The organism is Pseudomonas sivasensis (genome assembly GCF_013778505.1).
Lineage (GTDB): Bacteria > Pseudomonadota > Gammaproteobacteria > Pseudomonadales > Pseudomonadaceae > Aquipseudomonas > Aquipseudomonas sivasensis.
This window is the reverse complement of record NZ_JAAOWU010000010.1, coordinates 190,057-212,852: the sequence shown is the minus strand read 5'-3', so window position 1 is coordinate 212,852 and position 22,796 is coordinate 190,057. Positions and strand designations below refer to the sequence as shown.

Sequence of the window (22,796 nt, the reverse complement as noted above, 5' to 3'; positions counted from 1 at the left end):
TTCGTTGCTACCGACGAAGAAACGCCTACTGCCAGCCTGAAAGTCACCTTCACCACCGGCACCAATACTCAGGGTTACTACACCCTGTCTGGCACTAACGTTGTGCTGACGCAGAAGGGCGCGGACTTCGTCAACGCCGGTAATCAACTGCCGAAAATTGACCTGACCGTCACCGACGCCGACAACGCCACTTCGCACAGCGATGCTCAGCCGGTCGTTACTTTGGTCAACGACATCCCGGTTATCACCGTGGCTGCTACCACCATTGTTGAGAACAGCGCCAAAGTCGGCACCGTCGCCGGTAGCTTCGTTGCTACCGACGAAGAAACGCCTACTGCCAGCCTGAAAGTCACCTTCACCACCGGCACCAATACTCAGGGTTACTACACCCTGTCTGGCACTAACGTTGTGCTGACGCAGAAGGGCGCGGACTACGTCAACTCCGGTCATCAGTTGCCGAAGATTGACCTGACCGTCACTGACGCTGACGGCGCCAACTCACACAGCACTGGTCAGCCGACCGTGACGTTGGTCGACGACACTCCGATCGCCAGCAACGGCTACATCCAGGGCGACGAAGACACCCCGATCGAATTGACCTGGGCGACCTTCGGCGTCAGCGATGAGGACTCCACAAACCCGAAAGTGGTGTTCACCAGCCTGCCTGCCGGTTCCATCGAGTACTACTCCAACGGCGCGTGGGTCAAACTCAGCGCGACTGATCTGAAAACCGATACCTCTGCCGGTAAGTCGTTCAGCCAGGCGGACTTCGACGGCCACAACGTGCGTTACACCCCGGCAGCCAACGAATCGGGTGACAACACCTTCGTGGGCACAGGTGTGGGCAACAAGCAGACCGATTACACCCAGCTGCAATTCCAGGCTACCGACGGCAATTCCTACAGCGACACCAAGGTCATCACCGTGGATATCCACCCGGTGGCGGATGTGCCGGTTGTGACGGTTGGCGCGTTCGGCGCTGTTCCTACAGGCTTGGTCATTCAAACCTGGACTGGCGGCACTCTGCGCACTGATCTGGGGACCAACGGTAACGGTGTGGTCAATTCCAGCGATCTGATCCGTGTGATCGACGCCAAGACCGCTGCCAGCGCCGTCACCACCGGCGTGACCAGCAGCGTCAGCAACAGCAATGTGGCAGACGGTACCGCGACCAAAGTCTCCGGCTTGATTTACCTGGAAGCCGGCAAGAGCTACACCTTCACAGGTACGGCCGACGACAGCCTGGCAATCACCGTGGGCGGCAAGTTGGTTGCCACCGAGACGTGGAGCAAGGGCAGCGCGATTACCGGGTCGAGCTACACCCCGACCGAGTCGGGCTACTACACCCTGGATATCTACCACTACAACCAGGCAGGCGCGGGCAACTACGACGTCAATGTGTCGATCAACAACGGCGTGTCGATGTCCCTGGGCAACAGCGGCCTGCAGACCTACACCAGCGTGGACGCGTTGAAAGCCGCCGGTGCGGTGCTCGGCGATAGCCATATCGTCAACGGCGAAGGTTATTACACTGGCTACGTCTACAACCGTGGTCTGGAAGACACCGCGATCAAGGTCAGCCCGATCACTACCACGTTTGTCGACAACGACGGCTCGGAGTCGCACAAGGTGGAAATCAGCGGCTTGCCAGCCGGCACCGTGATTACCGACGGCAACACTGGGCACAGCATCACGTCGAACGGCAGCGGCACGCTCTACGATGTCAGCACCTGGAACCTGAAAACCCTGACCGTTACGCCGCTCAAGGATTCGACCGCCAGCTTCGACCTCACCGTGAAAGCCACGGCCACGGAGCTGAGCACTGGCGCTTCGGCGGTGACGACCGGCAAAGTGAGCATCGTGATCACTGCGGTCAACGATGCCCCAACCCTGGACCTGAGCACGGCTGACGGCGCTGTCGCCACCGGCTACAACACCGCGTACACCGAACGCAGCACCACGGGTGTGGCGATTACCGGCAGCGTGGCCATTGGCGACGTCGACAGCACGCAGATGCAAAGTGCGACCATCACCCTGAAAAACGCCAGTTCGGGCGATGTGCTGAGCTCCAGTCTGGTAGCGGTGGGTGGTACCTACAAAGGCATCACCGTGACCAGCGTCGGGACTGACGTCAGCGGCAAGATCGTGCTGACCCTGTCGGGCGTGGCGGATGCGGCGACCTACAAGACGCTGCTTGAGTCGTTCCAGTACTCCAGCACCAGCAAGTACCCGACGCTGGGCGACCGCATCATTGATGTCGCGGTGACTGACAATGAGGGTGGCAACAGCCTGAGTTCGTTGGCGGCAACGACCACCATCACGGTCAAGCCTCAGGTCTACACCCCTGTTACGGAAGGCGGCGCTGCGGTGGATACCATCGACCTTGGCTCCACCTCGACCCACAACATCGTGATTGGCGACAAAGGTGGCATCACCACCCCGGGCACCAACTACAACATCGCGTTCATCGTTGACACCTCGGGCAGTATCGGCTCGAGCGCGATGACCTCGATCAAGTCCCAGTTGTCGACCATCTTCGATACCCTGATCGCCAACGCCAAGTTGACCGGTTCGGGTGTGGTGAAAGTGTTGCTGGTGGACTTCGATACCAAGGTCGAATCGCAAGTGTCGGTCAACCTGGCTGACCAGGCGGCTGCCAAGGATGCGTTGCAGGCTGTGTTGAACAACATGAGCTCCAACTCGACTGACGTGACCAACTACCAGGACGCCTTCAACACTGCGACGGCCTGGTTCAAGAGCTCTGAAGCGACCAGCAACGCCAGTGCGAAGAACCTGACGTACTTCATTACCGACGGTGCGCCGAACGTCTACAACTACACGTACAGCAACCCTACTCTTGGGGCGACCAGCCGCTACGGCGATACGGTTTACTTCGACAGCAAGGTCAATAGTAAAAACTACACCCTGGGCCAGTCCACTGAGGTCACCGCAACGATCTACGGCAAGACCCAGGTCATCGTTGACAGCGAAGGCAAGGTCTATTCGTACAACTCGTCCGGCACCAAGACCTTTGAAGGTTATGTCGTGTCCGACGGCCGCGGTGGTTTCGACGTGGCGGGGGCTGTCGGCAACAGCAGCTACTACTACGACTATCCGTTGGAAGCGGCCAAAGACGCTTACGCGGCGTTGATCACTGCGGTCAAGGGCGGGGTTGAGGTTCAGGCCATCGGCCTGGGCAGCAGCGTCGACAAGGACATGTTGCAGAAGTACTTCGATACCGACAAAACGGTCAGCACGATCGACACCGCGAAGCTGGCGGACACCATTACCGGCCACACCGCCGATACCGGTGCCGACAACGTTTCCGGCGGTTCGGGCAACGACATCATCTTCGGCGACCTGATCAGCTACAAAGGCCAGGAAGGCAGCGCGGCACTCAAGGCATTCGCTGCCGAGAAGCTGGCGACCACGGTCGATCAGATCGACGACCGCACCTTGCATCAGTACATCACTGAGCATGTGCAGGACGTCGGTGCTTTGGCCAACGCGTCGAACATCTACGGCACCAACGATGGCGGCGACACCCTGATCGGCAACGCCGGCGATGACATCCTGTTCGGCCAGGGCGGTAACGACACGCTCTCCGGCGGCGCAGGCAATGACATCCTGGTGGGCGGCAAGGGCAACGACATCCTCACCGGCGGCGCGGGTGCCGATACCTTTGTGTGGCTCAAAGGCGACACCAACACCAACGGTGGCTTTGATCGCATCACTGACTTCAAACACGGTGAAGGCGACAAGCTGGACCTGTCCGACCTGCTGCAAGGCAATAACGACACCAACTTGTCGAGCTACCTGAGGCTGACCACCGATTCGTCGGGCAACTCGACGCTGAGCGTGAGCAGCACCGGGTCGTTCACTGGCACCAGTGGCGGCACGGCTGATGTCACGATCAAAGTGGATGGCGCCAGTTGGGGCTCGGGTTCCGCCGCGATCAATAGCCTGATCGCCGGTGGCGACTTGACCGTCAAGCACCACGACTGATCACCATGGGGGCGGCAATCTTTAGGGATTGGCGCCCCCATGGCATCCGCTTCGGCGAAATGTGTGTAATCTCTGTGGGAGCCGTGTGCGGCGCCTGCAGGGATTTTTTATTGGGAGAGGACTGATGTTCTACGTGCTACGCGATCAATACAACGCTTTGGTGCGTGTCGAGGCGCAGGCCTTCGCTGAAGCCACTGAGACGCTACCGGCTGACCATCACGAGATCCAGGCGTGGTTTGCCGACGATGAGATCGAGACCAGCCTCAAGCAGCTCAAGAGCAGTGACCTTGAGATGATCCGCGTACTGGACGACTTGATTCAGGTGCTGATCACCAAGAACGTAATGAGCATCACCGACTTGCCGCCGGCGGCGCAGACCAAGTTCCTGGAACGCACCCAGGCCCGGGCGGCGCTGGGCGGTTTGAGTGAGCTGATCAATGATGATGAAACCGGCCTGATTTGACGCGCACCTCCTTCACGGCTTAATCGTCAAGGAGGCGTGATTATTCTGTGCTCCACTTCCAGGGCGCCGGTTCACCGACCAGTTGGCCTTGCACCCCTTCAATCCCCATCTCGCGGATCACCCGCAACTCACCCTCGGTTTCCACGCGCTCGGCAATTAGCGGCAGATCAATGCTGTGGGCCGCTCGCTGGATGGCCTCGATAAAGAAGCGCTTGTGGCTTTCCTGGTCAATGTCGCGGATGTAACTGCCGTCGATCTTGAGGTAGGCCAGGCCCAGATGCGCGAGGTTACCGATCATGCTGAAGCGCCCGCCGAAGCGTTGCAGGCCAAGGCTGTAGCCCAGACCGCGCATGCGCCGGATCAGGCGTTCCAGTTGTGCCTGTTCAGGGACTTGCTCCTCGCCGATTTCCAGGGTCAGGCGCTCGCCCAGCAACGGGTGTTGTGACAGGCGCTCGAACATGTGCTCCAGGGCTTGCGGGTCGTTCAGGGTAGCCGCCGACAGGTTCAGCGCGACCGATTGGTTGTGCTGGCCCAAGTGTTTGATCACTAGATCGAGCATTACCTGGTCGAGCCGCGCGGTCCAACCGAAGCGCTCCAGCCACGGTAGGAAATGCCCGGCGGCGATGGTCTGGTCCTGATTGTCGAGCAAGCGCGACAGCACTTTGTAATGCAGGACCTGGCGGGTATCGCTGCTGCTCACCACCGGCTGGAAGAACAGGCGGAAGCGACCCTGGCTCAGCGCATTGTCGAGCAGGGTGTGCCAACTGTGCGGGTCGTCACTGACGGTGTCGAGGGTTTGATGTGACAGGCAGACCCAGCTTTGCAGGCTGTTGGCTTCGGCCTGGGTGAGTGCTTGGTCAGCCAGCATCAGCAGGTCTGCCGAAGCGTCGCCGGGGTTGTAAGGGGCCAGGCCGATGTGGGCCACGGTGGGCATGTCGGTGGCGCCGGTTTCGTGCAGGCTTTGCAAGGTGGTTTCCAGTTCCTGGGCCAACTGCACAGCTTCATCGCGCACCAAGCCTGGCGCGAGCACGGCGAACTCGCCACCCCGGCTGCGGGTGATCAGGTTATTGGTTTCCGGGTATTTGGCACAGGTACGCACCAGTTGTTGGCTGACGGCTTGCAGCAACTGGTCGGTGCGTTGCCCGCCCAGACGCTGATTGAGGCCGCCCAGGTCGTTGACCCGCAACATCAGCAGGTAGCCTGAACTGGACTCCTCCATGTTGCTGACCCTCGATTGCAACTGCATCTCGAAATAACGACGGTTCGCCAGGCCGGTCAGGCTGTCCTGGTAGGACTCCACCCGCAGCTTCTCGCTGCGTTCGGTCTGCTCGTGGAACAGTGCCTTGAGTTTCTCCACCATCTGGTTCATGGCCTGCACCACGCGGCGTAATTCCGGGGTGCGGGGCAGGTCGGGCAAGCTGAGGAACTCACGACGGGCGATGGCGTGGGACTGCTCGACCATATAGTCCAACGGTTTCAGCTGGCGACGCAGCAACAGCGCGCCCAGCACTGCACTCGCGGCGCCGCAGATCAACAGCCAACCCAGGCTGCCGAGCGCGCTTTGCCAGAGTTTGGCCAGGGCAAACATCGGGTGACTGACCACCTCAACCCGCGCCGCCTGCTGCCAGCCACGGCTGACAATGGCATCGCCGCCAGCCGGCGCGAGGCCGATCATCTTCACGAACCAAGCCGGAACGCTGCTGGCATCCGGCTCGGCGGCACGCTCCACCAGTACCTGGTCGTTGCTCAGGTCCACCACACGGATGCTTGCGTAGTAGCCACTGTCAAAGATCGAGCTGACCATCAGTTCGGTCATCGCCGGGTCATCGATGTTCGGCGTCAACGACAGGGCCAGCGCCGTGGCCGCGTCCTGCGCGTGGGAGCGCAGTTGGTTGACGTACTGGGTACGCGAACTCTCAAGGCTGACGAAGAAGCTACCGCTGAACGCGACCACCAGGAACACGCAGATAGCGATCAGCAATTGTTTGAACAGTGACATCGTAGCTCCTGTTAATTATCCGAACTGGCCGGAAACCCTTCAGCGGTCATTTTTTTCAAGACATCCTGCCAACGTGACAGGCGCTTGGTGTCACCGACTTTTTTGTTGCCCGCCGCGCCGGTCAACCACAGCCCTTCACCGTTGAACGCGTACACCGGCAGCAAATCCGCGCGCTGGCTGGCGGGCAAAATGGCGTCCATCAGGCTGTCCAGTACCAAGGGCATGGCTTCGGGGCTGGCATAGTACGTCAGCACCATGTGCGCGCGATTCTGGCGTAACGCTTTAACGTAGGTAATGCGCAGTTTTTCGGCGGGGACGCCCAAGTGACGCAGGCTGAAGTACTTGGCGATGGCGTAGTCTTCGCAGTCGCCTGCGCCTTTCCACAGGGACTGAATAGGGGTCGCCCAATAATCAATCTCGTGCCACAGGTCGATGTCTTCCTCGTAGCGCAACTGGCGGTTGAAGAACAGATTCACCACTTTGAGCTGCTCGGCCTCACCCACTTGCTTCTGCGTTGACAGCAATTGCTGCCATGCATCAATGCGCTGACGCCCGGGGCCCAGTGGCCCGTAAAGCGACTCGGCGCGGCGGCTGATTTGGCTGAAATCCCAGTCGGCGAGCAAATCGCCCAGCAGGCCGCCACCCAGCAACAGCGTGATGGCGAGGCCGTACAGAATTCGAGGGAATTTAAAGCGTATCGCCACTGCGATTACCCAAGCTTGCAGCATTGAAGGTGCGGCAATGGTGCGGTGATAGCGGGTAAAAAACAATGGCACGATGAAATCACTGCCAGTGAATTGTAGTAAAAGTCCGTCAGTAAATTGGCTGTTTTCCGCTCGTCTGAAAGGACGGTGGTAATTTCATCAAAATAATGACACTTCTTTAACGCTGTCACAGAATGAAGCCATGAGAACGCCTACAAAAAGACCTGCGGCGAAGCCATACCTTGCCGACCTTTTCACGTCTTTATATGGCGCCGTGAAGGAGCTCCGGCCATGAGCCGCACTGATGATCTATTTGCCCTGTTCGGCAAGAGCGTTTCCCGTGATCCCAAGGGAAGAAACGCTCGCCTGCATTTTTTCGGCAGCGTTCCCTTCGACGATGGCACTCGGGTGAACCATAAAGATGGCTCGCGCATGAGTACTCATGCGTCCCACGCCAATGAACATCATCACAATGAGCCACTGACCACGCTACGCCCGACGGTAGTGGCGCTGGTGTCCATCAATGGTGGTGTTGGCCGCAGTACGCTGGCCACGGCACTGAGCAGCGGTTTGCAGCGCCTGGGTGAGTCGGTCGTGGCATTGGACCTGGATCCCCAGAATGCTTTGCGCCAGCACTTTGGTGTTGATCATGAGCTACCCGGTGTGGGTCGCAGTAGTCTGCTCAACGCGCCATGGAGGACCATCCTGCAATCGGGTTTTGCCGGTTGCCAGGTGATTCCCTTTGGCGACACCGACACCCAGCAAAAGGAAAACCTGCAACGCTGGTTGGCCCGCGAGCCGAAGTGGCTGACCCAACGCCTGTCGGCATTGGGGCTGAGTGAACGGCACACAGTCATCGTCGATACCCCCGCAGGTGACAACGTTTATCTCCATCAAGCACTGAGCGTGGCTGACATCGTGCTGGTCGTCGCCCAACCGAATGCCGCTTGCCTCGGCACCCTGGACCAATTGGATGAATTGCTGGCGCCTCATCTTGAGCGTGAGCGTCCACCGCGTTGCCACTTGGTGATCAACCAACTGGACGAAAACTCGACGTTCAACCTGGAAATGCTCGACGCCTTCAAGTTGCGCCGAGGTGAGTACCCTCTGGAAGTCGTGCACCGTGATCCGGCGATCAGCGAAGGCTTGGCCTTTTCTACGGACCCTTTGGACAACACGGCGACGAGCCTGGCCGGTGACGATATCACCGACCTTTGCCGGTTATTGATCGCTCGCAGAAAACGCGTTTAAAGCGCGGTTTATACGCTTACCTCCAGATGCTTATGCACAATCGGTTGGATGCAGTTGTGATGAAACAGCCATTTTGTGGAGCGGTTCTCAACACAGCGCAACTGCCTGTTTTACGTGCGTTTTATTGTGTGAACAAAAAATGAACAGCGTGGCTTTTGGTCTGCAGCGTAGAGCGCTACAGGGTCTGTAACGAATTCATCAACAGAGTTATCCACAGGTTGGGGTGCGACAATTTCGCCCTTTAATCGCGCTCGGCGAGCACCATCAAGTTGCGCGGCGTTAACGCCGGGTCGCAAAAGCTGCCGACCTCAACCCTGTAGCCACGTTCGCTGAGAAACAGTGCCCGATCCAGCACCAGCCATAACTCCAGCGGGCGCCGAAACAGACCACGCACCAACTCCAGGTTCCTGACCTCGGCCAAGCGCTGCCAACCATGGGCCTCCAACGCCGCCCAGTCTTGTTCGCTTGTGGATAACCCTTTGAGGCGTGCCAGTTCGCGGCAGTAGTCAGCGAAGGGTTTGTCCAGCCAGTGGGTGGGCAGGGACGGGGTAGGCAGGTACTCGTCGCAGCCGCGTAACAGGCGTTGCAATTGATCGAAGCCGAGGCGCCGGGCCATGGAGGTGTCCCGTTGCAGGCGCACGCGTTTGCCGGCGGTGACGGTTTCGCTGAGGGGCAGGCCGAGGTCGTCGACCGACAACAACAAGGTGGAAGCGCGGCCCGCGTCGGACAGCGGCTGGTAGGTATTCCCCTGGATGCGGTTATAGCAGCACGGCGCCAGTGCCAGTTGCTTGCAGCCGGCGGCGCTGGCCACTTGCAGCAGGCGTACATGCAGGTCGCCGCAGGCATGCAGGGCCACGGGGGTGTGTTCGGCGCTTATGGCTACATCCGCCATCACGTCTTGCAGACGATGGGTGACGGGCAGGCCGTGGTGCTCGCTCAAGGCTTGGCCCGAAGCGATCAAGGCCGGGTCGTATTCCAGGCAGGTCAGCTGCTGGCCTGTGTGCAGCAGGCGGCGGCCAAGGTGGCCTTTGCCGGCGCACCAGTCCAACCAATGCCGGGGTGTTTGCGCAAACTGCAGCGCCGCGCCGAAGGCTTCGATCTGTTGCCATTTGCGGCCGGGCACATCGACATTCAGGCGGTGCGCGGCGGGTTGCAAGGGCTGCGTTGGTAACTTATCCACAGTGCTGAGTTGCAGCGCCTGCGATGCGAACTGTGGAAAAGGTGCGGGGGCGAGCAGGCCATGGGGCTGGTTGTGATTGGCTTCGGCATCGGCCAACGAGCGTTGGCGCAGCCACTGGGCCAGTTCGGGGTGTTCGTTTTCCCAAGGCAACTGGCGCTGAGTAAAGGGCCGTGGTCGCCACAGCCCTTGATGCTCGATCAGAAACGCATCCAGCGCCCGGAAGCGCGCTTCAACGTCCCTGGCAGGCATCGACGCGCAGCCAGCGTTCCAGCAGTTTGAAGCCGCGTACCAGCAGGAAGGAGATCAATAGGTAGAACACACCGGCGGTGAAGAACATTTCCACCGTCAGGTAGTTGCGCGCAATGATCGTGCGGGCCATGCCGGTCAGTTCCAGCAGGGTCACGGTGCTCGCCAGTGAACTGGCCTTGAGCATCAGGATCACTTCGTTGCTATAGGCCGGCAAACCGATGCGCGCCGCGCGGGGCAGGATGATATAGAACAGCGTTTTGGGCTTGGACATGCCCAGCGCTCGGGCTGCTTCAATTTCCCCAGGTGGAATGGCCTGAATTGCGCCGCGCAGGATCTCGGCGATATAGGCTGCGGTGTGCAGTGTCATGGTGGCGGTGGCACACCAGAACGGGTCGCGCAGGTACTTCCACATGAAGCTTGAGCGGATGCTGTCGAATTGGGCCAGGCCGTAATAGACCAGAAACAACTGCACCAGCAGCGGCGTGCCACGGAAGAAAAAGATGTAGGCGTAGGGCAGTGAGCGCACATACCAGCGCTTGGATGAGCGCGCGATACCCAGCGGGATGGCCAGGATCAACCCGAGGATCACGGCAATGCTCACCAGTTCCAGGGTCAGGATGGCGCCCTGGATAAACTTCGGCAGCCACTTGATGATGACTTCCCATTCCATTACGTCGTCCTCACGAAGCCGCGGGCGGCGCGTTTTTCCAGGAAGTGCATAGCCACCATCGACAGTGAAGTCAGGCCCAGGTAAATGAACGCGGCGACCAGGTAGAAGGTGAAAGGCTGTTTGGTGACGGTGACGGCGATTTGCGCGTGACGCATGATTTCTTCGAGGCCAATGACCGTGACCAGCGCGGTGTCTTTCATCAGGATCAGGAACAGATTGCCCAGCCCCGGCAGGGCGATGCGCCACATCTGCGGCATGATCAAGCGGGTAAAGATCCGGAACTTCGACAGGCCCAGTGCCACACCGGCTTCGCGGTGGCCCTTGGGGATGGAGATGATTGCGCCGCGCAGTACTTCGGTGGCGTAGGCACCGAAACACAGCCCCAGCGCAATGACGCCGGCGGCGAAGGCGCTGAGGGACAGGTCGGAAATGTCGAGCAACTCACCCAGTGAGCGCATGGCGTTGATCGTGCCGAAGTAAATCAGTAACACCCACAGCAGTTCCGGCACGCCGCGAACGATTGTCGAGTAGGTACCGCCCAGCCATTGCAGCGGCTTGTACGGTGAAGTCTTGGCCAAGGCACCGGCGAGGCCGAGTACCAGCCCCAGGCATAACGCCGTGAGCGCCAGTTTGACGGTCATCAGCGCGCCGGCGGCGAGCGCGGGGCCGAATCCGTAGAGATCGAAATTCATGGTGTTTTCATATCGCGGCAGGCATTGCTGGAAGCCGACGCGCTCAAGTGAGCGCGTCGGGCAGACCGTTCAGGTCATTCGATGCTGAACGGGAAGTACTTGTCGTTGATCTTCTTGTAGGTGCCGTCTGCCTTGATCTCTGCCAGGGCTTTGTTCAGGCGCTCGCGCAGTGGGTCGCCCTTGCGCACGGCGATACCGATCTTGTCGCTTTCTACAACCGGGTCGCCCTTGAACTCGTAGGCGGAACCGTCTTTGCTCTTGAGCCATTCGTACTGCACGTACTTGTCGGCGAGGATGCCGTCGAGGCGGCCGGACGTCAGGTCGAGGTAGGCGTTTTCCTGGGTGTCGTACAGCTTGGCTTCGGTGTTCGGCAGCTTGTCTTCCAGATAGGTACCGGCCAGGGTTGCACGCTGTGCACCGATGACTTTGCCCTTCAGGTACTCGGCGTCAGTTTTGAAGTCCGCAGTGGCTTTAGGTGCGATGAACTGCAGCTTGTTGGAGTAGTACGGGTCAGTGAAGTCGACGGCTTGCTTGCGTTCATCGGTGATGGACAGTGAGGACACCAGGAAGTCGAACTTCTTGGCGTTCAGGGCCGGGATAATGCCGTCCCAGTCGGACACATACACTTCGCACTTTTCGACTTTCATCTTGGCGCACAGGGCATCGCCGATGTCTTTGTCGAAGCCGACGACGTTGCCGCTGGCGTCTTTATTGTTGAAAGGTGGGTAAGCCGCTTCGATCCCCATCTTCAAGGTTTCTGCCAAGGCCGTGGCGCTGAACGCCATCGATACGGCCGCGGCCAGAAGGAATTTTTTATAGTTCTGCATGCATGTTGCTCCGTTAGCGGTTGCTGGACATGAATTGTTTGCAGCGCGCCGAAAGCGGGTTTTCAAACACCTGCTGTGGCGATCCTTGCTCTTCGATCAGGCCTTGGTGGAGGAACACCACTTCACTGGAAACTTGGCGGGCGAAGCCCATTTCATGGGTGACCAGCAGCATGGTGCGGCCCTCTTCGGCCAGCGCGCGGATCACATTAAGTACTTCCTGAACCATTTCCGGGTCAAGGGCAGAAGTGGGTTCGTCGAACAGGATGACTTTGGGCTGCATCGCCAGGGTACGCGCGATGGCTGCCCGTTGTTGCTGGCCGCCGGACAATTGCGCGGGGTAGGCGTGGCGCTTGTCGGCGATGCCGACCTTGTCCAGCAGGGCCTCGGCCACTTCTATTGCCTCGGCCTTGCTCTGGCCGAGCACACGGCGGGGGGCCTCGATGATGTTGTCGAGGATGCTCATGTGTGGCCACAGGTTAAAGTTTTGAAATACAAAACCGATTTCGCTGCGCAACCGGTTGATCTGCTTGCCGTCGGCGGCCATCAGTTCGCCGTTTTTCGCGGCCTTGAGCTTGAGTTCTTCGCCGGCCACCAGGATCTGGCCCTGGTGTGGGTTTTCCAGCAGGTTGATGCAGCGTAGGAACGTGGACTTGCCGGAACCGGAGGAACCCAGGATCGAGATCACATCGCCGTCGCGAGCGGTCAGCGAGATACCTTTGAGTACCTCCAGCTCACCATAGCGTTTGTGCAAGTTGCGGATTTCAAGCGCGGGCGTGGCCTCGGCCATGTGCGGTCCTCATTGTGTTCATTGCATTCCTGCTGTTGGGCCGCCTTCCTGGCGAGGCGCCAAGCTAGCATAGCGTCTTGATGGCAGCCAACAGCGTGGCCGGCGGTAAATGGGGCGTGTGCGGCAGGGTGTCGCATCGGCACAGCAGCGTGTCGCGCCCTCAACAACCGAACAACCGTTTGAACCCGATAAACCGCAGGCTTTGCGTAAAAAAGGGCGCGATGGTGCCAGCTTTGGCCGGGTGTTGGAAGGGTTAAACGGGCAAACGGTACCCATCGGCCCCTTTATGGCGCGTCACGTACTTTTTGTGTGTGTTTTTGGTGCGCTTGTTCGTCTTGAATGTGAGTCGCACGGTAACGCTATAGCGGAATGCCATTGTTCTCAATGACTTGCGACGACTGTCGAATCGTCCTACAGCCCGCGTCAATTGCGACTTCGTAACATTTTGGCGCAAATCTTGCGTAAAAAATAAAGAACGCCCTGTTGGTTTCTTTTCACGAAGAAGACACCAGGCCGGGTGGACCGTTTTCGCAATTCCTCGCAAAGGTGTGTCAATGAGTAGTACGCAAAGCTCCAATGACCTCGAACAGGGGCTCAAACCGCGTCACGTCACCATGCTGTCGATTGCCGGCGTTATTGGTGCCGGTTTGTTTGTTGGCTCCGGCCACGCGATTGCTGCCGCCGGCCCGGCCGTACTGCTGGCGTATGCCGCTGCGGGTACGCTGGTGGTATTGGTGATGCGCATGCTGGCCGAAATGGCCGTTGCCTCGCCGGACACCGGTTCGTTTTCCACCTACGCCGACCGTGCGATTGGTCACTGGGCCGGTTTCACCATTGGCTGGCTGTACTGGTGGTTCTGGGTGTTGGTGATTCCGTTGGAAGCCAACGCTGCTGCGACCATCCTCCACGCTTGGTTCCCTGATGTGGCCATCTGGGCCTTCACGCTGATCATCACGTTGCTGCTGACCGCGACCAATCTGTTCAGCGTGAAGAACTACGGTGAGTTCGAGTTTTGGTTTGCGCTGATCAAAGTCGTAGCGATCGTGGGTTTTGTGATCCTCGGCTTGGCGGCGATTTTCGGCTTCCTGCCGACCAGCCAGGTCAGCGGCGTTTCGCACCTGTTCGACACCCAAGGCTTTATGCCCAACGGCATGGGCGCAGTACTGGCGGCCATCCTGACCACCATGTTCTCGTTCATGGGTACCGAGATCGTCACCATCGCCGCGGCGGAATCGAAGAACCCAGGCCAGCAAATCACCAAGGCCACCAACTCGGTGATCTGGCGGATTGGTTTGTTCTACCTGTTGTCGATTTTCATCGTCGTGTCCCTGGTGCCGTGGAACGATCCGACACTGGCGGCGGTAGGTTCCTACCAGACCGTGCTGGAACGCATGGGCATCCCGAATGCCAAGCTGATCGTCGATCTGGTGGTGCTGGTTGCCGTGACGAGCTGCCTGAACTCGGCGCTGTACACCGCGTCGCGCATGCTGTTCTCCCTGGGCCGTCGCGGTGACGCTCCGGCAGTGGCCAAGCGCACTAATAAGAGCGGCACGCCTTACTGGGCTGTGTTGCTGTCTACCGGTGCTGCGTTCCTGGCGGTCTTTGCCAACTATGTGGCGCCGGCAGCTGTGTTCGAATTCCTGCTGGCCAGCTCCGGCGCCATCGCGTTGCTGGTGTACCTCGTTATCGCTGTGTCGCAACTGCGCATGCGTCAGAAGCGTACGGCGGCGGGCGAGAAAATCGTCTTCAAGATGTGGCTGTTCCCTGGCCTGACCTACGCGGTGATGGTGTTTATCGTGGGGACGCTGACGATCATGCTGTTCCAGGAAGCGCACCGGGTCGAGATTATCGCGACCGGCGTTCTAAGCTTGCTGGTGGTGGCGGCGGGGTTGTTTGTGTCGAGCCGTCGCAAGGCGCAGAGAGCAGGCGCTGCGGTGCTTAACTGACCGCAGTCCCCATGTGGGAGGGGGCTTGCTCCCGATAGCGGTGCGTCAGTCGACATCTAATTGACTGAAAACACGCTGTCGGGGGCAAGCCCCCTCTTACATTTTGTTTTGCGTCAGTCCTGGGAAGTCGCCAGCGCCTGGGATGCGGCGACGTAATCCGCCTGGAACTGCGGCGACTCGACCCACGCCAGTGCGGCGGCTTCATCGTCGCTGTCCGTGGCCCACTGCCGATATTCGATCAGCGCTGCCAGGATGAAGTCGGTGGCTTCTTCTTCACCTTCCTGTTCCAGCACCAGCGCCAGCAGCGGGTGGGCCAGGAATGCCGCGCACAAAGCCTGTTGGCTGGTCTCGCCAGCGACGCGCATCTCCTCAAACAGCTCAGTCAAATCGACCGACTCTAGGTCAATGCGACTGTCATCGCCTGCAAACGCATCCGGCTTGGTCGCTACGGCGCGCTGAGTGCGGTTTTGCTTAGCCTTGGTCTTTGCCCGCTGGGCACGTTTTTGCTGCTTGTTCGGCGAAGCCATGGGCTCGACATCCTAAGGTTCTGGATCTGGGTGGGGTATTGAAGCGCAGGTTGGAGGAAATCCCAAGGGCATCCTCAGAATTGGCGGCGTTGGCGCGTCGTTCACGTTCATGGCTTCTGCGGTTGTTGTGAACGGGTAGTACGGGTCGACCCTGCGCCAGTAGGCGCATAAGCTGGTGCCTTCGCAATTTTCTCGAGCGCCTTCATGTCCCGCGACACCCTCGAACACAACCAGATCCCAATCTACTTTGTCGCCATCCTGCTGGCTGCCGTCGTCGGCCTGTTCGCGCCCCAATCCGCCCACAACCTCAACGTATTGATCACCCCCGTCATCGCAGTGCTTATGTACGCGATGTTCCTGCAAATCCCCTTTCTGGACCTGCGCGAGGGCTTGAGCAACAAGCGCTTCCTGTCGGCGTTGTTGTTGGCCAATTTCATTCTGGTGCCGCTGCTGGTGTGGGCATTGACCCGTGGCCTGGTGGAGCGCCCGGCGTTGCTGGTGGGCGCGTTGTTGGTGTTGCTGACGCCGTGCATCGATTATGTGGTGGTGTTTACCCATATCGGCAAAGGCGATTCGCGGTTGATGCTGGCGGCGACGCCGGTGCTGTTGTTACTGCAGCTGGCGCTGTTGCCGGTGTACCTGGGATTTATGCTGGGCGCGCAGTCCGAAGTAGTGGTTGCGGTGGGACCGTTTGTTCAAGCCTTTGTAGAGTTGATCGTGGTGCCGATGGTGCTGGCGGTGCTCACGACGTCCCTGGCGCGGCGCTACGCAATTATCAATGCGTGGAATAACGCTTGGGCCTGGTTGCCGGTACCCGCCATGGCGCTGGTGCTGTTCGTGGTGATCGGCTCGCAAGTCACCTCGGTGGTGCGCGATATCGGCCTGTTGGTGCCAGTGATTCCGGTCTATCTGGGCTTTGTGCTGCTGGCGCCACTGATGGGGATGCTGGCGGCGCGGCTGTTCGCGCTGCCGGCGGTCACGGCGCGGGCGGTGACGTTCAGCGCATCCACGCGCAATTCGCTGGTGGTATTGCCCCTGGCGCTGGCCCTGCCTGAAGACTTACGGGGGTTGGCCGCCACGGCGGTGATCCTGCAGACCTTGGTCGAGTTGGTGGCTGAGTTGATCTACGTGCGCCTGATCCCGTGGGCGGTGTGGCCCGCAGGTCGGTAGCTGGGTGAATGTTCAGGTCTGTTCAGGCGATGTTCAGGGGCGTGCTCGGCACCATTAAGTCAGCGCTCCTCACCTGACAGGCCTACCGATGGATCAACGCAACCGTTTTCGCCTGGAATCCCTGGGCATTTTCCTGTTTGCCTTGCTGCTCTTTACCCTGGGGATCTGGGATCAACAGCCCCAGGGATTTGACGGACGTTGGGCGCTGTTCCTGCAAGAAATGTTTCGCCATGGTGCGAGCCTTTTTCCTACGACCTACGGTCAGCCCTACGCGGACTACCCTGGCACCGCTACGTTCTTCAGTTTTGTGTTTGCCCGGTTATTCGGTGCGCCCAATCACCTGGCGAACGTACTGCCCACCGCACTGGCGTCTGCTGGGGTGATTGCGCTGCTCTATCGCCTGCTGGTCCCTGCGAGTCGGCAGTGGGCGCTGCTCTCCGTTTTGTTGACACTGCTCACCACTCAACTGCTGGAAAAGTCCCGTTCGGTTTGCCTGGATCAGATGGTGGCTTTGCTCTGCGTTGGCAGTTTCTACCTGCTGCACAGTGGCGAGCGCCTGGGCTCGCGATTGAGGCAGTTGGCGGTGTTCCCGCTGTTCATCTTCGGCTTCGCCATACGTGGGCCATTGGGGTTGATTGAGGTCTGCGGCGTGGTGTGTGTGTATTGGGCGCTTGGTAATCCGGGGCAACGGGTCAGGCAGGTGCTGATTCACGGCCTGGTTGGTCTGGCGTTGTTGGCGGTCTGTTGGTGGCTGCTTATAAAGCTGGCGCGCGTCAGTGGTGGTGATGGGTTCGCCGAAGAGGTGTTCAGGATGCAAGTGGGCGGGCGCCTGGATGAAAGTGGCGAGCCGTTCTATTTCTATCTTCAACTGAGTTTGTACCGTTACTTCCCTGTGGTGCCGTTGGCGCTGGCCACGCTGGTTGCGTTGCGTCATCGCTGGCGTGAACGGTTTGATGAGCCCGTGCAATTGGTTGTGCGGCTAGGTGCTTGCGGCCTGATGATTTTGATTGGGTTGTCGGTGCCGCACTTCAAACGCGCCTATTACATCCTGCCCATGGTGCCGATGTTTGCGGCTGTCGCGGCCTATGGGCTCCTCCAGGCGCAAGGCTGGCTTGTGGGCGTGCGTCGATGCTATGAGGGGCTTGTCGCGGCGCTACCGGCGTTGTGTGTGGTTGTAGTATTTGTCTGTCGGCATGGGTGGCAAAAGCACGGTTACTGGCCAGACGTTTCGCTGCCGTTGTGGGTGGGCGTGCTGGTGGTGCTGCAAGTCGCTGCGTTGATCGCCTGGCGGCGTATTGCGCGGCTGGTGTCGCTCAGCTTGATTGCATTGGTGGCGCAGTGGTTGCTGCTGGTGGTCGTGGTGGAGCCGGCCAAGGACTTACAGTTCGATACCCGGCAGTTTGTCAGCCAGGTTGAAGCGCTGCGTGCCACGCGGCCGGGCCCGCTGGTGTTTATCGACCTCGGTCGGGATACCTGGGCGGTGCGTTACATGATGAACCTGGATCACGACGAGCAACCGGTGTTCATTGGTGGTCATGAGCTTGAACAATTAGCTCGTGTGCATCGGCCAGCCTGGGTGGTCGTGGCGCGCAAGGAGGTCGCACTGCTGGCGGGGACGTCGCTGGAGCATCAGCCTCCCGACTTTGAAGGACGGTTGAACGACAATCCGTTGCTGGTGTTCTTGTTGCAGTGAGTCAGCCGGTCAGCAAAAAGCCTGCATTCAGCAGGCTTTTTGTCGGATACGGTTTCCGCCTTCGATTACGCGGCTTCCAGCTGTGGGATCTGCATGCCGATCTTCGCCGACGCGAAGTTCATATCGCCACTGGCAATGGATTGAGCCTTGAAGCCTTGGCCGATCAGATCCTTGATGTAGAGCTTGTTGTAGATGAACGCAAAGACGATGTTGCTAAGGCCCATGGTCACCATCGCAATGACGAACTGGATCACGCCATATTTCACGTCGCCGCGAAACAGTGCCGGGAAGCAACCGAAAAAGAAGGTTGTCCACGAAAAACCGACTGGAGCTTCCTTCATCGCGCCCGTATTCGGGTTTTTGAAAATGATCGATGTGTATGCCATTTGTTTCTCCATGTGCCCGTATGAGTAAGCGATACGCTGGGCTGCGCATCGCCGGATGATGTGTCCTTGTGCCGCTGCGCTTGCGTGCGCTCCCTCACCGCTTGGGCGTGACCCTGGGCTGTGTTGAGGTGGGGGAGAGAGGCTGCAGCGTGTAGAGGGAGGCTCGTGGGGATACAGGATCCGCCGTCGTTGCCTACTCCGATACTAGGTGGCATTGGCTGACGGGTTACAGGAGGGATGCATCCGCATACTGTTAATCGCCTACCTTGGCACATTTTGAATCATATCATAGCGCTACTAGTGCGCGGCGTAACGAAGAGGCGGGTTAGGAGGTTAAATCCTGGGCAACAAAAAACCCGCACTTGGCGGGTTTCTTGTGTATTTCAGATGACGTTTGCACCACCTGAAACTAATTAGTGGTGCCCAGAGACGGAATCGAACCGCCGACACGGGGATTTTCAATCCCCTGCTCTACCGACTGAGCTATCTGGGCAACGGGGCGCATTAAACTGGTTTTTCAGGGGGTCGTCAAGCAAGTTTTCAAAAAATATTTAATTATTACCGTCGCTTACGTGCCGACCCCCGGTTTTTGATCAATTATTGAGCAGGTGGTACGTAGCCGTCGGCCTTGGCGTAATCCTCGCCGGAAAAGAACTTGTCCATCTCGCCCGCAAGGTATTTACGATCTTCTGCGTTCATCATGTTCAGGCGTTTTTCGTTGATCAGCAGGGTCTGGTGTTTAAGCCAGTCGCCCCAGGCTTTGGCAGAGACGTGATCGTAGATGTCCTGGCCCTTGGCACCTGGGTACGGAGGGCGCTCCAGGGCTGGCAGTTCTTCTTTGTACTTGCGGCACATTACGGTGCGGGTCATGACGACACTCCTGCGTTCAATACTTCAGCCGCGCGCTTCAGCAGTTTCTTTACCGGGGCGGCAAGGCCCAGGCGCGGCGGGGTGGCGAGGTTATACCAGAGCCAGTCGGCCTCGGCCACGTGATGGGCGGATTCCTCGACCTGGACCAGCCAGGGTTCGATAGCCAGTTGAAAGTGGCTGAACGTGTGGATCAGCCCTGGCAGTTCCTGGTGCTTGCCCAGTTCGAGTGCGTGTTGTGTGGCCAAGTGTTCGAGGTCTTGCAGGTCGTCTAACTCGGGCAGGCTCCACAAACCGCCCCACAAACCTGTGGAAGGGCGGCGGTAAAGCAGGATCGCGCCCTCGGCGTTGGCCAACATCGGCATCAGCGTGCGCTTTTGCGGGACGGCCTTGCGCGGCTTGGGAATCGGGTAGCGTGTTTCAAGGCCGAGCATGTGGGCTTCGCAGCCCTTTTCCAGCGGACATAGCAGGCAGCTGGGTTTGCTGCGCGTGCACAGGGTGGCGCCCATGTCCATCATCGCCTGGGTGTAGGCGTTGACGCGATCATGGGGCGTGAAGCGCTCTGCAGTGGCCCACAACTGCTTGGCCACTTTCGGCTCGCCAGGGTAACCCTCTTGTGCAGTAAAGCGCGCCAGCACGCGCTTGACGTTGCCGTCGAGGATCGGTGCGCGCAGGCCCATGCTCAGGCTGGCGATTGCGCCGGCGGTGGACAGGCCGATGCCGGGCAGGTCAGTGAGCTTTTCGACATCCTTGGGAAACTCGCCGCCGTACTCGGCCACGATGATCTTCGCAGTCTTTTGCAGGTTGCGCGCCCGGGTGTAGTAACCAAGGCCAGTCCACAGGTGCAGCACTTCATCTTCCGGTGCGGCGGCCAGAGCTTCGACCGTTGGCAAAGAGGCCATAAAACGGTCGAAGTAATTGAGCACGGTGCTCACCTGAGTCTGTTGCAGCATGATCTCCGAGACCCATACCCGGTAAGGCGTGATGCCCTGTTGCCAGGGCAGGTCATGGCGACCGTGGCGGTCGTACCAGTCCAGCACCGCCTGTGAAAACTGCTCGTTTCTCATCGCTTGAACAGGCCCTTTAATGCATCTTTCAATTGCGGGTTTACCTTGTCGAGCTTCTCTTCCAGCTTCTCGCTGAGCTTGTTACCGGCCGCCTTGATTGCGACTTGGCTCAAGCCATCTTTATCCAGGCGGCACGCCTTGGCACCCAATTCCAGCGGGCCGCGGCAGCGCAGCGGTACTTCGATGTTGCGGAAGTTGGAGCCCACTTCGCAGGCCGGATCCGGCACTTCGCGTTGGTCGCCTTCGACGATGATGCCGACGCGGTAGTCCATGCCCAACACGCGCAGGTCGATGTCACCGTTGCCGTTGACGGCCAGGCCCGGAATGCGCACTTTCAGGTCAGGGTTATTGGCCACGCCATTACGGAAGGTCAGGTTGCCCTTCAGCTCTTGGAAAGGCGTGTCTTTGCCCCGCTGTTCGCCGCTCAGGGTCTTGCGATTGAGCATGGCGATGCCTGTACACAGCTGCTGTTCAAGGTTGGCATTGAGCAGCACACCGTTGTTGATCACAAAGCTGGCGGTGCCGTTGAGGCTGTCGATCAGCGCCTTTTGGCTATTGCCACGGCCGCTGAGGTTGCTGTCGAGGGTGACCTGGCCCTTCACGGGTGGGGTTTGCCCCTGGGCCTGCAGGATGCGTTCGACCGGCACTTGCTTGATCCGGCTTTGCAGTGCCAGCACTGGAATATCCTGGCGCACATCGAGTGTGCCGTTGGCTTGGAAGCTGCCGTTGTAGAGGCCGCCGCTCAGGGTGTCGAGCTTGAGTTGGCCGTCGATGCCGGATGCTTTGAGCACGGCATTCTGGATCGGCAATTTGCTCAAGGTCAGTTGGCCGAAGGCGAGATCAGCATCGACATCCAGTTTGCGCAGGTGCGCCAGAGGCAGCAGCTTGTCGGTGCTCCAGGCGCCTTTGGTAGGCGCATCCGGTAGCGGTGTGGTGCCGCCGGCAGCCATGGCGCCGGCTTCGCTGTTCTGCACTTCGGCTTGGCGGGCGGCGGTTGCGCCCTTGGCAGATTCGGACTTCGCCGGCAGGTAGTTGTCGGCGTTGAAGCTGTCGCCCTTGAGTTGCACGCGAAGCGACTGTTTGGCGAAATCGTCCACGGCGACGCGGCCGGTGAAGGTGCTGCCGTCGAGCTTCAGGTTCAGGTCTTCCAGGGCCAGGCTGGTTGGCGTGCCCTTGAGGCGGCTGACCAGTTCGACTTTGCTCAGGCTGCCCTCGGCCATCGGTGGCAGTGGGCTGCCGACGCTGTCGAGGAACTTGGCCAAGTCGAACTGGGCGATGGACAAGGCGCCGCTGAGCTGTGGGGTCTTGTCCAGGTCATTGACCTTCAGCTCGCCCAAGGCGCGCAGTTGGTTGGCCGACAGTTTCAGGTTGGTCCATTCGGCAATGTTGGCCGCTTGGTCCACCAGCAACTGACCCTGGGTGGAGAAGGTCACGGTCTTGCCCTGCAGCGGCTCGCCAGTGGCTTCGCCGCTGATACGCATGTCTTCGAACTGGTAGCGCTTGAGGGCGCGCTGAATGCGCAGATTGCCGTTGAGCTCGGTCTTGACGCGCATTACCGGCTGGTTGCTGCCGAAGAAGGCGGTGAGCTTCACCGGAATGCTGGCGCCTTCGTGCACGGCACCGGCGCTCAACTGGATGCTCTCGGCGCTGAACTGTTTGCCGGTCTGCTCATCGTTGTATTCGATGCGGGCGTTGTTGACCGTCAGGCTGTCGATATCCAGGCGGATCGGCTGGGCCGGCTTCTCTGGCTTGGCTTCGGGTGACGGTTGCGCCGGGGGCGGCGTGGTGGGCGTATCGGTGGTGGCTACCGGTGCAGTCTTGCCGATGTCTTCCCAGTTGCCGTGACCCTGCTTGTCGCGGTTGAGGCGCAGGTTGAGGCCTTCGACACGCACGTCGCTCATCTGCACTTCGCGGCGCAGCAGCGGCAATACGCGTACTGACAGGCCGAGCATCTGAAGGTCGGCGAAGGGCTGGGTCGGGGTGGTCAGGGTCGCTACGCTGGCTTCGTGCAGTTCAAGGCCAAGCCAGGGGAACAGGCTCCAACCGATATCGCCATTGAGCGTCAGCTCGATGTGGGCCTTGTCGCGGGCAATCTGGCGAATCTCTTCTTTGTAGTCGTTGGGATCGAAAAGATGGGTCAGGGCGAAGCCCAGAGCCACAATGATCAGCAACAGCCCGAGAAGTACCAGACCCAGGATTTTGCCGAACGCTTTCATGGGCGAGTCCTTGTATGTCGATTTTAAAATTTAGCCGCAGAGTATAACGCCCGATGACCGGCGTCAGGTCACCGATCGTTACATTGTATCCGCGGGC

At 59.5% G+C, this 22,796-nt stretch carries 18 protein-coding genes and 1 tRNA gene; 6 read left to right on the top strand and 13 right to left on the bottom strand.

Translation table 11 applies throughout. From position 1 onward, the window contains the following. On the top strand, positions 1-4,005 hold a 4,005-nt coding region (locus G9Q84_RS18190; protein WP_181643818.1), incomplete at its 5' end, for a beta strand repeat-containing protein. A gap of 124 nt (positions 4,006-4,129) precedes the next feature. After that, on the top strand, positions 4,130-4,468 hold the full coding sequence (locus tag G9Q84_RS18185) for a hypothetical protein (RefSeq protein WP_032890080.1): 339 nt from the start codon (positions 4,130-4,132) through the stop codon (positions 4,466-4,468). Positions 4,469-4,508: 40 nt separating this feature from the next. On the opposite strand, the gene lapD is transcribed toward G9Q84_RS18185, so the two are convergent. Together lapD and lapG are read right to left on the bottom strand one after the other, a co-directional pair. Then, positions 4,509-6,467, bottom strand: a complete 1,959-nt coding sequence (gene lapD / locus G9Q84_RS18180; RefSeq protein ID WP_032890083.1) for a cyclic di-GMP receptor LapD — start codon at positions 6,465-6,467, stop codon at positions 4,509-4,511. Positions 6,468-6,478: 11 nt separating this feature from the next. Next, a complete protein-coding gene (gene lapG / locus G9Q84_RS18175) occupies positions 6,479-7,195 on the bottom strand; it encodes a cysteine protease LapG (protein WP_032890085.1) in 717 nt (238 codons plus the stop codon). A gap of 267 nt (positions 7,196-7,462) precedes the next feature. On the opposite strand from lapG, the gene bcsQ reads away from it, so the two are divergent. Then, positions 7,463-8,422, top strand: a complete 960-nt coding sequence (bcsQ, locus tag G9Q84_RS18170) for a cellulose biosynthesis protein BcsQ (protein WP_181643817.1) — start codon at positions 7,463-7,465, stop codon at positions 8,420-8,422. A gap of 241 nt (positions 8,423-8,663) precedes the next feature. Here bcsQ and G9Q84_RS18165 read toward each other — a convergent pair whose 3' ends face one another. From G9Q84_RS18165 to G9Q84_RS18145, 5 genes are all read right to left on the bottom strand, one after another. Continuing rightward, positions 8,664-9,851, bottom strand: coding sequence for a methyltransferase (locus G9Q84_RS18165; protein ID WP_181643816.1), 1,188 nt, complete (start codon positions 9,849-9,851; stop codon positions 8,664-8,666). After that, entirely contained in the window at positions 9,832-10,521 is a 690-nt protein-coding gene (locus tag G9Q84_RS18160; protein WP_032890091.1) for an ABC transporter permease, read from the bottom strand. The genes G9Q84_RS18165 and G9Q84_RS18160 overlap by 20 nt, the downstream gene beginning before the upstream one ends. After that, positions 10,521-11,213, bottom strand: coding sequence for an ABC transporter permease (locus tag G9Q84_RS18155; protein WP_181643815.1), 693 nt, complete (start codon positions 11,211-11,213; stop codon positions 10,521-10,523). The genes G9Q84_RS18160 and G9Q84_RS18155 overlap by 1 nt, the downstream gene beginning before the upstream one ends. 74 nt (positions 11,214-11,287) lie before the next feature. Continuing rightward, positions 11,288-12,040 (bottom strand): ABC transporter substrate-binding protein, encoded by a 753-nt coding sequence (locus G9Q84_RS18150; protein WP_181643814.1) that lies wholly within the window; start codon positions 12,038-12,040, stop codon positions 11,288-11,290. A gap of 13 nt (positions 12,041-12,053) precedes the next feature. Then, positions 12,054-12,827, bottom strand: coding sequence for an ABC transporter ATP-binding protein (locus tag G9Q84_RS18145; protein ID WP_065925764.1), 774 nt, complete (start codon positions 12,825-12,827; stop codon positions 12,054-12,056). 554 nt (positions 12,828-13,381) lie between these two features. Between G9Q84_RS18145 and gabP the strand changes: the two genes are divergently transcribed. Next, positions 13,382-14,773 carry a GABA permease gene (gabP, locus tag G9Q84_RS18140; RefSeq protein ID WP_095186161.1) on the top strand — a complete coding sequence of 464 codons (1,392 nt, stop codon included), beginning with the start codon at positions 13,382-13,384 and terminating at the stop codon, positions 14,771-14,773. A gap of 113 nt (positions 14,774-14,886) precedes the next feature. Here gabP and G9Q84_RS18135 read toward each other — a convergent pair whose 3' ends face one another. Beyond that, entirely contained in the window at positions 14,887-15,300 is a 414-nt protein-coding gene (locus tag G9Q84_RS18135) for a hypothetical protein (RefSeq protein WP_181640264.1), read from the bottom strand. A 204-nt stretch (positions 15,301-15,504) separates the two neighbouring features. Between G9Q84_RS18135 and G9Q84_RS18130 the strand changes: the two genes are divergently transcribed. Next, positions 15,505-16,470 carry an arsenic resistance protein gene (locus G9Q84_RS18130; protein ID WP_181643813.1) on the top strand — a complete coding sequence of 322 codons (966 nt, stop codon included), beginning with the start codon at positions 15,505-15,507 and terminating at the stop codon, positions 16,468-16,470. Between the two features lie 88 nt (positions 16,471-16,558). Next, positions 16,559-18,163, top strand: a complete 1,605-nt coding sequence (locus tag G9Q84_RS18125) for a glycosyltransferase family 39 protein (protein ID WP_181643812.1) — start codon at positions 16,559-16,561, stop codon at positions 18,161-18,163. Positions 18,164-18,228: 65 nt separating this feature from the next. On the opposite strand, the gene G9Q84_RS18120 is transcribed toward G9Q84_RS18125, so the two are convergent. The 5 genes from G9Q84_RS18120 to G9Q84_RS18100 form a co-directional block, all read right to left on the bottom strand. After that, entirely contained in the window at positions 18,229-18,549 is a 321-nt protein-coding gene (locus tag G9Q84_RS18120) for a hypothetical protein (protein WP_095186158.1), read from the bottom strand. A 417-nt stretch (positions 18,550-18,966) separates the two neighbouring features. Further along, a tRNA-Phe gene (locus G9Q84_RS18115) sits at positions 18,967-19,042 on the bottom strand. 104 nt (positions 19,043-19,146) lie between these two features. Further along, positions 19,147-19,419, bottom strand: a complete 273-nt coding sequence (locus G9Q84_RS18110) for an oxidative damage protection protein (protein WP_095186157.1) — start codon at positions 19,417-19,419, stop codon at positions 19,147-19,149. Beyond that, a complete protein-coding gene (gene mutY, locus G9Q84_RS18105) occupies positions 19,416-20,483 on the bottom strand; it encodes an A/G-specific adenine glycosylase (protein WP_095186156.1) in 1,068 nt (355 codons plus the stop codon). The genes G9Q84_RS18110 and mutY overlap by 4 nt, the downstream gene beginning before the upstream one ends. After that, the gene (locus G9Q84_RS18100; protein WP_099601992.1) at positions 20,480-22,699 is read right to left on the bottom strand and encodes an AsmA family protein; all 2,220 of its coding nucleotides are present in this window, start codon (positions 22,697-22,699) and stop codon (positions 20,480-20,482) included. Before G9Q84_RS18100 ends, mutY begins: the two co-directional genes overlap by 4 nt. Between the last annotated feature and the right edge of the window lie 97 nt (positions 22,700-22,796).

Bases quoted from the DNA above. Each gene is read 5' to 3' on its own strand.
- G9Q84_RS18185 (WP_032890080.1), top strand. From the start codon at position 4,130: ATGTTCTACGTGCTACGCGATCAATACAACGCTTTGGTGCGTGTCGAG.
- lapD (WP_032890083.1), bottom strand. From the start codon at position 6,467: ATGTCACTGTTCAAACAATTGCTGATCGCTATCTGCGTGTTCCTGGTG.
- lapG (WP_032890085.1), bottom strand. From the start codon at position 7,195: ATGCTGCAAGCTTGGGTAATCGCAGTGGCGATACGCTTTAAATTCCCT.
- bcsQ (WP_181643817.1), top strand. From the start codon at position 7,463: ATGAGCCGCACTGATGATCTATTTGCCCTGTTCGGCAAGAGCGTTTCC.
- G9Q84_RS18165 (WP_181643816.1), bottom strand. From the start codon at position 9,851: ATGCCTGCCAGGGACGTTGAAGCGCGCTTCCGGGCGCTGGATGCGTTT.
- G9Q84_RS18160 (WP_032890091.1), bottom strand. From the start codon at position 10,521: ATGGAATGGGAAGTCATCATCAAGTGGCTGCCGAAGTTTATCCAGGGC.
- G9Q84_RS18155 (WP_181643815.1), bottom strand. From the start codon at position 11,213: ATGAATTTCGATCTCTACGGATTCGGCCCCGCGCTCGCCGCCGGCGCG.
- G9Q84_RS18150 (WP_181643814.1), bottom strand. From the start codon at position 12,040: ATGCAGAACTATAAAAAATTCCTTCTGGCCGCGGCCGTATCGATGGCG.
- G9Q84_RS18145 (WP_065925764.1), bottom strand. From the start codon at position 12,827: ATGGCCGAGGCCACGCCCGCGCTTGAAATCCGCAACTTGCACAAACGC.
- gabP (WP_095186161.1), top strand. From the start codon at position 13,382: ATGAGTAGTACGCAAAGCTCCAATGACCTCGAACAGGGGCTCAAACCG.
- G9Q84_RS18135 (WP_181640264.1), bottom strand. From the start codon at position 15,300: ATGGCTTCGCCGAACAAGCAGCAAAAACGTGCCCAGCGGGCAAAGACC.
- G9Q84_RS18130 (WP_181643813.1), top strand. From the start codon at position 15,505: ATGTCCCGCGACACCCTCGAACACAACCAGATCCCAATCTACTTTGTC.
- G9Q84_RS18125 (WP_181643812.1), top strand. From the start codon at position 16,559: ATGGATCAACGCAACCGTTTTCGCCTGGAATCCCTGGGCATTTTCCTG.
- G9Q84_RS18120 (WP_095186158.1), bottom strand. From the start codon at position 18,549: ATGGCATACACATCGATCATTTTCAAAAACCCGAATACGGGCGCGATG.
- G9Q84_RS18110 (WP_095186157.1), bottom strand. From the start codon at position 19,419: ATGACCCGCACCGTAATGTGCCGCAAGTACAAAGAAGAACTGCCAGCC.
- mutY (WP_095186156.1), bottom strand. From the start codon at position 20,483: ATGAGAAACGAGCAGTTTTCACAGGCGGTGCTGGACTGGTACGACCGC.
- G9Q84_RS18100 (WP_099601992.1), bottom strand. From the start codon at position 22,699: ATGAAAGCGTTCGGCAAAATCCTGGGTCTGGTACTTCTCGGGCTGTTG.